Genomic DNA, 12622 nt, shown 5'->3' with positions numbered 1-12622 from the left:
TCCTTTGCTTTTGGTGGTCCCGGATTTGTTTTTATTTATTTTTCCTTGAAAAAATCCTGCCAAATGTTTATTATATTGGAAGTAAGTTTTGGTATGACTCAACTGAGGAGGAAACTGAATGAGTAAAGACGTGATAATAAATGTAAAGGGTATACAAGTTGATCCCGAAAACGATCAGAACACTCTTGAACTTATCACTGAGGGAAAGTACTATCAAAAGGGCAATAACTATTATGTAAGCTATAAGGAGAGCGAAGTTACCGGAATGCTCGGTACCACCACCACTTTAAAAATCTGCGATGGTGTCGTTACTCTCATGAGATTTGGCAAGGTAAACTCGCAGTTCGTTTTCCAGAAAGGACAGAAGCATATCTCATCCTATGAGACTGAGTATGGGGTTTTTACAATAGGTGTTTACGCCAATAATGTTGACATAAATATAGATGATACCGGCGGCGAGATCCGTATGGGTTATCAGATAGAGATAGACAGTTACAATACAGGAAGAAATGATTTTTACATGCATATTAGAGAGGTAGGAGCTTCAAATGAAAAATATAACAGAGGAATTACGCCAGCAAATTAAAAATGCCGTACTGGGTTCGGTCAAAAAGGCTATAGAAGCAGGAGAGCTTCCCGAACTTGAGGTCAATGATGTGGCAATCGAAATTCCCAGGGAAAAGGGACATGGAGATTTTTCAACCAATATTGCCATGCAGCTGACAAAGACAGCAAAAAAGGCACCGCGCCTGATAGCTGAAACCATTATCAAGAACATTGATTTCAGCAGCACCTATATCGTAGAGGCAGCCTGTGCCGGTCCCGGGTTTATAAACTTTACGCTGGACAGCAAATACCTCTACGATGCAATCAGAATAATAAAGGAAGAAAAAGAACAATACGGACGCATTAATATAGGCAACGGTAAAAGGGTCATGGTTGAGTTTGTCAGTGCAAACCCCACGGGACCTCTGCATATGGGCAATGCCCGCGGCGGCGCACTGGGCGACTGCATAGCCAGCGTGCTGGATGCCGCCGGGTATGATGTGACCAGGGAGTTTCTGATAAATGATGCGGGAAACCAGATCGAGAAGTTCGGAACCTCCCTTGAAGCCAGGTACATCCAGCTCATAAAGGGAGCGGATGCGGTGGAGTTTCCCGAGGACGGCTATCATGGCGAGGATATAACCGAACATATGAAGGATTTTATCGCCGCTCACGGGGATAAATATATTGATATTCCTTCGGAGGAAAGAAAGAAGGTATTTGTGGATTTTGCGCTTCCCAGGAATATCCAGAGAATCAGAGAAGGCCTTGAGAGCTACGGGATTCATTTTGACGTGTGGTTCTCCGAGCAGACTCTCCACAAAGGCGGGGAGGTGGCAGAAACTATTGAGCTGTTAAAGAAAAACAACTGTACTGTTGAGAATGACGGAGCTCTATGGCTTAAGGGCTCGGTAATAGGCAGTGAAAAGGATGAAGTGCTTGTAAGGAATAACGGTATACCAACCTACTTTGCAGCAGATATAGCCTACCACCGCAATAAATTTGAGACAAGAGGCTTTGAATGGGTAATAAATTTATGGGGAGCCGACCACCACGGCCATGTGGCAAGGATGAAAGCAGCCATGGCGGCTATAGGGATCAATCCTGACAGGCTTGACGTTGTGCTGTTCCAGCTGGTGCGCCTGTACAGAAACGGTGAAATAGCAAGAATGTCCAAGAGAACAGGCAAATCCATTTCCCTGATGGACCTTGTAGAGGAAGTAGGCAGGGATGGGGTCAGATTCTTCTTTAATACAAAGGCATCAGGCAGCCATCTGGATTTTGATCTCGACCTTGCTGTCAAGCAGTCCAATGAAAACCCTGTATTCTACGTGCAATATGCACACGCAAGAATATGCAGCATGCTGAAGCTGCTGGAGGGTGAAGGTATCATGATACCCGATGTCAAGGATGTAAAGCTGGAACTGCTTGAAAGGCAGGAGGAGCTTGACCTTATAAAGAAGCTTTCCGAATATCCTGATGAGGTGAGGATATCGGCAGAAACTCTTGAACCGAGCCGGCTCACAAGATATGTACAGGAAGTTGCGGCCTCCTTCCACAGCTTCTATAATGCCTGCAGAGTGAGGGGCGAGGAAGAGGGACTTATGAAGGCAAGGCTGGTGCTGGTTGACTGTACAAGAATCGTAATCAGAAACGTACTTGACCTGCTGAGTGTCAGCGCACCTGAGAGGATGTAACCGCCGGTTGCGGATAGCAGTATTATTTCAAGTGAAATCAAAAAAATAAACGGATATAAAAATACCCTGCAACTTAAGATTTATACCTTATGTTACAGGGGATTTTGCTTTGAGAGCACGAAATTTATCATTTTGTGTACAAAAATGAGAGATAAGAGTTGTTATAAAATATAATATATGGTAGAATATTACATACAAATCCAAATAAGTAAAAGGGGGTACAATATGTTCACAAGGATAAGGTTATCAGCTTTGTTACTGGCAGTGTTTGTGGGTGTATCCTTCACAAATATCTCTGCTTTTTCAACTCAGGCAGACGGACCGTCTGCGGCAGTGAGCAATACGGCCGGCAATGAGAACCCGGGTAAAATTATACTAAGCCGCCATGAGTTAAGTATGGCAGCCGGTCAGACGGTGCAATTGAAAGCGGTTATGCAGACCAACGGAAAGACGGTACAGGGTGATACAAAGTTTTTATGGATATCGGACAAGCCGAATTCCGTAAAGGTGGATTCAAAAGGTAATATAACAGCTGCAAAACCAGGGTCAAAAGCTGTGATAACCGCAAAAAGCCCTGACGGAAAAGTTAAAGCCTACTGCTATGTTACTGTTATACCGGCAAAGGAAGCGGAAAACTGTGTGGCGATTATCGGGAATACAGCTATTTCCATACCGGAGTATACCATGTTTACAAAATTCAATATGAATACTCTGCTTGCACAGAATCCGGATGTTTTAATGGACAAAGTCGGCTGGACGTCTAAAGTGAATGGATTAACCTTGAAGGAGCAGGTTCAAAAGCAGGTACTTGAAAAAATCCAGGAATTCAAGATCCAATATAAAAAGGCCCTGGAAGCAGGAATTAAATTTGATGCGGATGATCAAAAGATGATGGATTCACAGATTCAGCAGCTTATTGACGGCGCAGGGGGACTTGAACCGGCCGAAAAGGAAGTAAGACTGGCGTATGGCCTCTCACTGGAGGAATATAAGCAGGTTTGCAAAGATTTAATACTGATGCAGAAGTATATTGAAGCCGAGTACAATAAAATTGAGGTGTCGGAAAAAGAAACAGAAGATTATTATAATACCCACAAGGCGGATTATGACAGTGTTACCGTAACTCATATCCTCATATCCACAGTTTCGGAGGACGGCGGGCAAATCAGCAGTCAGGAAAAGCTGGCTGCAGGGAAAAAGGCTGAGGAGCTTTTGGCAAAGGTAAAGGCAGGAGAGGATATTAAAAAATTGGCTGAAGAATATTCCGACGATCCGGGAGTGAAGGAAAACGGAGGACAGTATACCTTTGGAAAAGGGGAAATGGTGGAGCCCTTCGAAAACTGGGCCTTTACACATTCTCCGGGAGATATTGGCATAGTTGAAACCAATTACGGATATCATGTACTCAAAATGGACAATAGAGAAGAAGTATCCTTTGAAGCTTTAAGAGATCTGGTTAAGTCAACGCTTATCAACACAAGGTTTAATGAAGGCTATTTACAAAATCTGGCTTCCTTGAAGCGTGAGCCCCAGTATGAGATTATCGTGAATAAAAGCATCATGGATGAACTGGACAAGACTTTATACGAAAAATAAAACAAATTACAGTGGAGTGTCACAAATTAAAACAACTGAAATACGTGAATTATGTTTATAGTGCGCGAGTACAACTTCAATAAATGGTGCTCAATTAAAAGTATATGCCCGAAATTGCAGGTGAAGCACAGGTGTTTTTGCTGGCAAATCGGCAGGAGGCCGATTTGAGCAGCAATCCGAGACAGGAGGTCGAGTATTGTGCGACAGCAAAAACACCTGTGATGAGCCGTGCAAATTTCAGCATGTACTTTGGGAGCAATCCATTTATTGAAGTTTGTATGGGAGCACTATACAATACTTTTCACATTTATTTCAATTGTTCTGGTTTTGCGATACTCTATTGTTCCTAAATCCTGAAATTTGAAACATACACTTTAAGGTTATCGGATGCGGCTTTTGAATCCCGGGATATCTGTACGACTTCATTTCCCTTTTCAAGGATTCCGGAGGCTTTGACAGCGATATTCGTCGTACCTTCAGCCGCTTCACCCGTGGAGATGGTGATTTCGTTTATGGCTTTAATCATATTGCTTATGGAAACCAGAAGTTCTTCCGAGGTAGAGCTGAAATCCAGCACCAATTCATCGATATGTGCTGCATCCCTGCTGTATTGTTCACTGGTTTCCACCTGACTGTTATAGTCAGTGATGACAGTATTTTCAATAAAGGATAAAATGTTTTTGGAGCTGTTTACCAGGTTTTCTACGGCGCTGAGTACGCTGGTGGTGACACCCTGTATTTCAGCGACGGCCTTTTTAGAATCCTCGGCCAGTTTCCTTATCTCATCTGCCACTACAGCAAAACCACGGCCTGCTTCACCGGCTCTGGAGGCTTCAATGGCGGCATTCAGAGCCAGCAGGTTGGTCTGGCTGGTGATCTGCATGATGGAATCCGAAAGCCTGCGGATCTGCTCGATGGATTTACTTTGCTCTATAGCCTGTGTAAGCTCGGTATTGGTTGATTTATAAATGTCATATGCGTAATCCTTGGATTCTTTGGCCCCTGTCTTGAGCGCAAGTGCTCTGGAGTTGATCTCCTGGGCGGCAAAAGAGGTCTCCTGTGCCTTTTTGGCTATATTCTCCACCGCAGACTCTATTTCGTGGGAGGTGGCGTTCATTTCCTCCATTGTTGCGGCAGTCTGCTGCATTCCGGCTGAAAGCTGCTCTGTCGTGGCTGAGACATCCTCAATATTCCCATTAAGGTCTGAAATCCTGTTTACGGTATGGAGCATGGCTTCATCTATTTTGGAGGATTCGTCCATAACCGATTTGATTATTCCCTGTATCGATTGCTGCATCCGGTTGGCCGCTCTGGATATTTCACCGAGTTCGCCCTTTAACTTCAAGCTGCTGTCATCAAGCCTGTGGCTGAAATCCCCGTCTGAAAACTTATTAAGCTGAACATTTATTTTCCCTATTGACTTGCTCAGCACATGGCCTATATTAAAAGCGAGAGCTGATCCAATGAAAAGAACAAGGACTATGATAATTGCTATTGTTCCCACAATATTAAATATCTGTTTGTCAACAACGCTTTTTTCAACCCCCACAAACCACATACCTATTATTTTTCCGCTAGAGTCCTTAAGAGGAGTGTAATACGTAAATACATTCTTATTTGCAACCAGAGCGGTACCGTGAAAATCCTTTCCCTCTTTCAAGACTGTATTGGCAACTTCTTCGGAGGCTTTTGTCCCCGTTGCCCTTGAACCGTTATCCAGAAGTACGTTTGTTGCAACCCTTGTATCATTCATAAATATGGTTGCCAGATATCCGCTCTCCTTTTGGATGGTATCAACAAACTCCGCAGAGTCATTGATTTTTTCATTCCCCTTGTAGAGCATGCCGTCTTTAATATTCCAGTCTCCGGTAAATCTTTCGTTAAAGAAAGCCAGGGACAGATTGGCATTTTTTTCAATGTTGGTTTGATAGTTTCCGGTAATTATCCCTGACACTTTGAAATAAACAAGGAAAAAAACTGTAAGGGCGAAAAGCAATAAGATACCTGTAAAAGACACAATCAGTTTTGCCTTTATTTTCATAAAATCATCTCCTTGTATTAGTATACTTTCCTTATTTGGGGGGCATTTACAGCTGTGAAATGAGGTTTTGTCGATATAAATTTATCGTCCTGAAAACTGAAATTTTTATAGGACTTTAGTCCTGATTTATATAAGACTTTTTGAAAATTTCGCAATATTGTAATGAAACTTTAATAATAAATATCCAAAAAAAACCGATATAATATGCATATACATAAAATTTGATTAACGCAGAGGTCAAATAGATGAATCTTTTTCAATCACTAAAATCATTAAAATACAAAAAGAAATCAGGATCCGTTTCAGGATCAATCAGTAAATTGATAGCCTTAACCGTCAGCGCTGCAGTCTTAATCCAGTCAGGTTACGTATATGCGGCTGTTGGCAATGAACCCACGGTAAATTCTTATTCAGCCGCTCAAAACGGGCAGGCTGTGATAAATAACCTTAAATATACCGACATGAGCAAAGCTGCATATGATTTGAAGGATGCGGTTTACCAGAACGGTGCACTCGATTTGTTAAAGGGTTTTGGAAACACGCAGTTCAACCCCAATGGAACTGTGTCCAGGGAAATGGCTTTATACCTGGCATATATGGCAGCCAACCGGGTGCAGGATATCACTGCTCTGGGACAGGCCCTCAATGCCGCAAGACCTGCAGGACAGAAAAAAACAAATCTCCAGGCCGTGCTGTATGACGGAAGTCTTCAGCTGGCTGCAAATGAAGGCCTGATAACTCCACAGGAGCTGGTAAATGCCCTGAATGCAGACCAGAGCACCCTGGCGGCAGGCGATTTCAGAAGAGGTTCGGCAGCGCAAAGACAGGAATTTGGTACATGGCTTGCAAAAGCGCTGATGCTGCCGCCTGCCTATGAATCACAGGAGCTATTCAATAACTTCACCGACTGGAACAGTACTGTTGCCGAAAACGTACCGTACATAGAAGCCATTTTGCAAAATAATATAATGAGCGGCGACGGAAATGGAAAATTCAACCCAACCAAAGCAGTAACCAGGGAGGAGGCAGCCAGGGTTCTTAAGAATGCCGAAAATATCATATTGCCTCTGAAGAATATGGAAAAGAGAACAGCCACCATAGAGGATATTCAGAAAACCAATGATACCTCAAAGGGTTACAGGATAGATTACACCTCATTTATTGTGAGAAATTCCGACGGGTTATTGGATGAACTGATAACCGAGACACGCTATCAGTCTCCCACCACTACCTCAAATGAGCAGACCGGAAAGGTACAGGCCTCTTTCAAGACTGAAATTCCGGTCTTTAAGGATGGAACCATTACAAATTCCCTGAGTTTGAAAAAGGGTGACCGCCTGGAATATATAGTAGGTTCGGAGGACAAAATCATCAGGTATGCCAGAGTTCTGTCGAACAGCGGTGAAATGAGTTACGTGGCAGCTATTGTCAACAGCGTCGGCACTGCCGGCAGAACCATAAACTACACCCCGCTTACGCAGACTATCAAGTACCCTGATCAGGCTATTTCTAATCCTGTCAAAAAAACGGCAAATGGGAATATAGTGTATGAAAACCATTCCTATTCCAATAATATTTTAAATGCAATAACAAAAGCTCCTGTGGATATGACTTCTATTAAACCTGAAATGGTAGTGGTAGTGGGTATCCAGCAGAACGTGGTAAAAGAGATAGCGCCGGTCACAGTCAAGAAGGCACGTGAGGCAGGTTTGACCTCGGGCATTGTTGAGGAAAACAATCCCCAGCTGGGCTATCTGTCCATGTATAAGGCCGACGGTTCGGGCCCGCTGGAGCTCTCTGCGCTGAGAATTTTCAACTATGACGATCCCAACAGTGTTGAAGTGTATAAAAACCACCAACCGGCAGATCTGGAGGATATTGAACCGGGAGATACGGTGTTTGTGAGAATAGATGACACCGGAGCCGTTTCTTCAATAAGCAGTGTTGACAATTATTCGGTACGGTATGGAAAGGTCATTTCCAGGAAGATCAATTCAATTACCGTTGAAACCGATAAAGGTGTGCTGCAGTACAACACCGACGGAGTCAATGTCATCAAAAGCGGAAAGCTGTCCAAGCTGACCCAGCTGAAAGACGGCGACAGGGTAAAGCTGCTTGTAAATGAGGCACCCAATCTGACAAGACTGAAAGAGATAATTATTGAGAGCGGAGACAAGCTTGTCGCAAATATATACAAGGGTAATTTTAAAAGCTACAACAACCTGTCAAACCAGATTGTTCTGAGCGATCCATGGGTATTCCGGAAAGGCACCTGGGTCAAGGACGAAGCAGAACCTATGAAGACTCTCAAGCTTGATGAGGATTTCACCGCGTATTTTGGCGGTAACGCCCAGCCTGTGAAGAATTTAAACAAATACCTGAACGGGTCGGTGGTATACCTTGTAAGCGAGAGCGATTACGGAAACAATGAAAATGTTGTAATGGCAAACTTTACAAACGACCTTGAAGTTCCGTACAATGACAGGGTATATACTGCCGGTGCCAACAAGTTTACACTGCAGCAGGCCCAGACAAGTATTTCATATGACAACGGCACTATTGTAGTCAAGGACGGAAGACTAGTTCAGGGAAGCAGTGTCACTGCCGACGATTACACCTATGTTGTTGCAAACAGGGATGCCGACAGCGGAACTCTTGTGGCGGGAGTGGTAGCCATAGAGAAGAGAGCGGGAACGGATACTTTGCAGCTCTTCAGAGGAAGAATTTCCGGTATAGATGAGTACAAGAGCGTTACGCTGCAGTCCTACTCAAAGCTTAACGGTGTAAACTGGGATTTTGCCAACACCCCGGTAACCTTTACATTGAACTCCAATACAAGGATCACAGATACCGACGGTATTGTGGGCCAGGGCGACTTCAACAGCTATAACGGCGCCACGACCTTCAAGAACAGGACTGTTTATGTGCTCAGTGACGGAACCAACGCTGTTGAAATAAGTACTGCTCCGTACGGAAATGTAAATATCACCGGTACTGTTATAACCGCTTCGGGAGCCACCTATGATGATGAAGGAAAGCTCCTGACCCAGCCGACGGCATTGGAGCTCAGAAACGTCAAGTACTATAATACTTCTACAAAGCTTTATGCGAATATGGCCGACAGTAAGTTCAATTTGCTGGCTAATTCATTCATAATAAAGAATAATGTAAGAATTCAGCCTTCAGAGCTTAAGAAGGGCGATAAAGTCAGAGTGTTGAAGAAAGATACTGCTGTTACCGGCGATGCATATATCGTAATAGTTGAAGAATAGATAATAATCAGGCGGAGGTCAGGTATTTTGCATAATTTATTTGAGAGATCAAAAACTGAAAAATACAAGAGACGGGGGAAAAGCGGAAAGCGGACTGCAATAAGTGTGATACTGTCAGCGGCCATTTTATTGTCACTGAGCCCCGGCAACATATATGCAAGGCAGGGAGACAGCGGTTATGAAGGCGGGATCTCCTCGGGGGAAACACCCAGTATGACCAGTTTGTCCTCTACCAGCAAGTACGAATTCCAGTATCAGGAGCCCTGCTTTCTCACAGGAGTACCTGTAATTATGAGCGGTACGCTGACACTGTCCAAAAAGCTTAAAGAGGATACAAAAACTAAAACGCAGACTTTAACCAGTACATATGCCTATTCACTTAGAAATGGAACACAGAATACCTTATCCAGAACGCTGACCTTTGTCACCGTAATAACTCCCAAGGACAACGGTCAGAAGGTTGAAGCGACCCAGCTGACCGCGGCCAAAGAGAACATAAAGATAGGAAATGCGGTTTATACAATCGGTTCAAAAGATGATTATGAACTTACAAAGTCGATTCTCAACGATAACAAACCTGCCGTAAATTACTATTCAGGTGAAATAATGAGCAAAAAACGGTACAGAATGGGAACCACCGGCTCCGATTATGTTGTTGTCAACTCCACCACCGGCTACACCGGTTACGACCAATACTGGAGTTCGACCGAAACTCAGATAATCAAGCAGACCATAGAACAGCAGAGAGCCGGAAAAGCTCCTGTTCAGGTTGGCGATATATCAATGGAGGTTTCAACTACCACAAAAAAAGAGCTGGAGTATTATGAAAACCTTCCTGAGCAGTCAAGTATAGCAGGGGGATATGTCCAGACACAGGCAAATGAAAACATATTAAAGTATACTGCCGATCTCAGCGAGCTGGACAGCAAAAGAAATCCCACAACCAAGGTTGTAAAACACACTGACAGTCTTATGCTTGAAAGCTTTCCGACTTCCACAAGGATGGTTTCTCCCAACCTGAACCAGATAAGAGGCCATGCTTCGGAGGAAAATATCGCTTTATTGTTCGGGCTGGAAGCCTTCAAAAATCCGGCGGCCTTTGATCCACAGGAATATATCAGCAGGGCGGAGTTCGTAGACGCTTTCTTAAAGGTGGCACCGGCAGTTCCCCTGGATCCTGCCTTCAAACCCAAGAAAACTTCGGCCAGGACATCCAAAAAGGTGGAGATAGTCTCACCATTTTCAGATGTTGCAGTCAGCAATCCTTATTTTACAAGTATTGAGGATGCAACAAAAAGGGCTATTATCTCGGGCAACGGAAAGAGTAAATTCAGGCCCGACGAGCTTATTACCGTTGCCGAAGCCGTGGCAATCATGGTCAATGCCCTGGGACTCAACGGCCTGGCCCCAAATCCTGTCCCTGTGACAGGCTTCAGGGATAACGACAAGATACCTTCCTATGCAAGAGGACCCATGTATGTAGCAGAGAGACTGGGTTTGATTTCAGGAGATACGAAGGGTTACATATACCCCGATAATAAAATAACCAAGGCCGGGTTTTCAGATATGATGAGAACATATATCGACTACATGGGCAAGGATCTGAGAAAAGAGTATGTGGAAAAGCTCATAAGCTATTAACCGGCAGCAATTATCAGCAGCAATCAACAATTTAACAGCATGGGAAGGACTGAAGCCAATGAACAAAACCAGAAGAATTACAGCGGTCATACTGACGCTGGTCATTATATTTACTGCTTTTACAACGAGCACTTTTGCCGCCGGGACACAGGTAAACGATCAAACCGAATACCTGGAAAGCGTCAGGGAGATTATCCGGCAAAAGTACAACGGTCAAATTCCGGAAGAAGAAATGGAAAAAGCCACAACATTAAAGGGTATATTTGATACCCTGGATGATTATTCTGAATTCATGACTTCGGAGGAATTCGATGCGTTTGTTTCAAGTCTTTCGGGTTCCATAGAAGGTATAGGAATTCAGCCTGCTATCCTGGACAAGGATAAGTATGCAACAGTAATTAAGGTTTTCAGGAATACTCCGGCCTGGGAGGCCGGAATACTTACCGGAGACCAGATTGCTGAGGTTGACGGGGAATCTGTGGAAGGGCAGCCGGCTGAGGACGTGACAGACAGGATTCAAGGTATCCCCGGCACCCGGGTAAAGCTGGGTTTGATACGCCAGGGTTTTAAAGACCTTGTAAGAGTAGAGGTGACGAGAGCCGAAATAGATATTCCTTCGGTACACTATGAAATAAGAGGGGATATAGGATATATACAAATTGATCTTTTTGGTGAAAATACATACAGCGGAGTGGATGAAGCACTCGGATATTTTGACGGAAAAAATATTACCAGGGTGGTACTGGACCTGAGAAATAACGGCGGAGGATATGTGGATCAGGCCGTTAAGGTGGCACGGCGCTTTGTACCCGAAGGGCTTATCACAACACTGGATTACAAGGACGAGGGAGTAAAAGACGAGACATACTATTCCTCGCTGAAAAAGCCCAGGTATAAGCTGGCCGTGCTGGTAAACGAGTATTCTGCAAGTGCCTCGGAAATTCTGACCGGCGCCGTAAAGGATACCAAAGCCGGGGTGGTAGTGGGGACAAAGACTTTCGGCAAGGCAAAAGTACAGACCTTTACCCCTATTTTAAGCTTTGAGGCATTTGAAAGCCTGAACAGGGATAATGAGATCAAATCGGCCGATGCCAGCAATTTTATCTATATGATTGATGATACGCAGCTTGCAGGCTGGGGGAAGATGACTACCGGTTTGTATTACACTCCTAACGGGGATTGCATAGACCTTAAGGGCATAGAACCAAATGTGAGGGTGACAGCCCAGGAACCGGCAGGGAGCAGTGTACAGGTGAACCTGATGGAGCCGTTATCCCTGACGGTAAAACCCAACCTGGGAGCGAAGTATTTTGACGTATATATCGCGGAACATATCCTGAAGCTTTTGAAATATGATGTGGATGAGCCCGATATGATTCTTGACAATAAGACTGTCCAAGCTATCAAGAAATTCCAGAAGGATAACAAGGTTTACAGCTACGGAGTATTGGATTATTGCACTCAAAAGCTTTTGAACGACAGGCTTGCAGCTATGAAGGTGATCAAGGACCCTGTTTATTCAAAGGCGGCGCAGCTCATAAAATAAAAAACAAATTATAAAAAACCTTTCAGACTTTTACCGGGTCTGAAAGGTTTTTTTGGTGCTGCAAAATATTATCCTGGAAATGTATAAAAATACAAAAAAGGATATTGATTATTTTTATTTCAATAAATTACAGCGGATAACCAATTATAACAAGGATTAATACATTAATTTATTATATTATGTAAAATATTTGCCCTTTGGAACGGGAAATGGCGAAGGTATTAATTTTACAAAATCCCCGAGAGGAGTATAATTTCAAATTAGCAGGAATAAATTAACAAAT

7 protein-coding genes are annotated in these 12622 nt (G+C 43.7%); 6 read left to right on the top strand and 1 reads right to left on the bottom strand.

What is annotated here, in order from left to right; translation table 11 throughout:
* Positions 1-118: 118 nt before the first annotated feature.
* The 3 genes from T344_RS0112490 to T344_RS28160 all read left to right on the top strand — a co-directional run bounded on the left by T344_RS0112490 (position 119) and on the right by T344_RS28160 (position 3839).
* Positions 119-586: a YwiB family protein gene (locus tag T344_RS0112490; protein WP_027628998.1), complete on the top strand. Its 468-nt coding sequence runs from the start codon at positions 119-121 to the stop codon at positions 584-586.
* A complete protein-coding gene (gene argS / locus T344_RS0112485; RefSeq protein WP_027628997.1) occupies positions 549-2243 on the top strand; it encodes an arginine--tRNA ligase in 1695 nt (564 codons plus the stop codon). The genes T344_RS0112490 and argS overlap by 38 nt, the downstream gene beginning before the upstream one ends.
* 225 nt (positions 2244-2468) lie before the next feature.
* Positions 2469-3839, top strand: coding sequence for a peptidylprolyl isomerase (locus tag T344_RS28160; RefSeq protein WP_051571826.1), 1371 nt, complete (start codon positions 2469-2471; stop codon positions 3837-3839).
* A gap of 346 nt (positions 3840-4185) precedes the next feature.
* On the opposite strand, the gene T344_RS0112470 is transcribed toward T344_RS28160, so the two are convergent.
* Positions 4186-5880 (bottom strand): methyl-accepting chemotaxis protein, encoded by a 1695-nt coding sequence (locus T344_RS0112470; protein WP_027628995.1) that lies wholly within the window; start codon positions 5878-5880, stop codon positions 4186-4188.
* A 245-nt stretch (positions 5881-6125) separates the two neighbouring features.
* On the opposite strand from T344_RS0112470, the gene T344_RS29745 reads away from it, so the two are divergent.
* From T344_RS29745 to T344_RS0112455, 3 genes are read left to right on the top strand one after another with little or no spacing between them, the layout of a single operon-like run.
* Complete coding sequence (locus T344_RS29745) at positions 6126-9152, top strand: S-layer homology domain-containing protein (protein ID WP_051571824.1); 3027 nt, start codon at positions 6126-6128, stop codon at positions 9150-9152.
* A 27-nt stretch (positions 9153-9179) separates the two neighbouring features.
* Positions 9180-10793 carry an S-layer homology domain-containing protein gene (locus T344_RS0112460; protein ID WP_027628994.1) on the top strand — a complete coding sequence of 538 codons (1614 nt, stop codon included), beginning with the start codon at positions 9180-9182 and terminating at the stop codon, positions 10791-10793.
* A 58-nt stretch (positions 10794-10851) separates the two neighbouring features.
* Positions 10852-12339, top strand: coding sequence for a S41 family peptidase (locus tag T344_RS0112455; RefSeq protein ID WP_027628993.1), 1488 nt, complete (start codon positions 10852-10854; stop codon positions 12337-12339).
* Positions 12340-12622 lie beyond the last annotated feature (283 nt).

Source organism: Ruminiclostridium cellobioparum DSM 1351 = ATCC 15832 (genome assembly GCF_000621505.1).
In the GTDB taxonomy this organism is placed as follows: Bacteria; Bacillota; Clostridia; order Acetivibrionales; family DSM-1351; genus Ruminiclostridium; species Ruminiclostridium cellobioparum.
The sequence above is the reverse complement of the archived record's forward strand: the minus strand, read 5'-3'. Positions and strand labels throughout refer to the sequence as shown.

What these genes read in the sequence shown, in the direction of transcription:
- T344_RS0112490 (WP_027628998.1), top strand. Translation starts at nt 119, where the DNA reads ATGAGTAAAGACGTGATAATAAATGTAAAGGGTATACAAGTTGATCCC.
- argS (WP_027628997.1), top strand. Translation starts at nt 549, where the DNA reads ATGAAAAATATAACAGAGGAATTACGCCAGCAAATTAAAAATGCCGTA.
- T344_RS28160 (WP_051571826.1), top strand. Translation starts at nt 2,469, where the DNA reads ATGTTCACAAGGATAAGGTTATCAGCTTTGTTACTGGCAGTGTTTGTG.
- T344_RS0112470 (WP_027628995.1), bottom strand. Translation starts at nt 5,880, where the DNA reads ATGAAAATAAAGGCAAAACTGATTGTGTCTTTTACAGGTATCTTATTG.
- T344_RS29745 (WP_051571824.1), top strand. Translation starts at nt 6,126, where the DNA reads ATGAATCTTTTTCAATCACTAAAATCATTAAAATACAAAAAGAAATCA.
- T344_RS0112455 (WP_027628993.1), top strand. Translation starts at nt 10,852, where the DNA reads ATGAACAAAACCAGAAGAATTACAGCGGTCATACTGACGCTGGTCATT.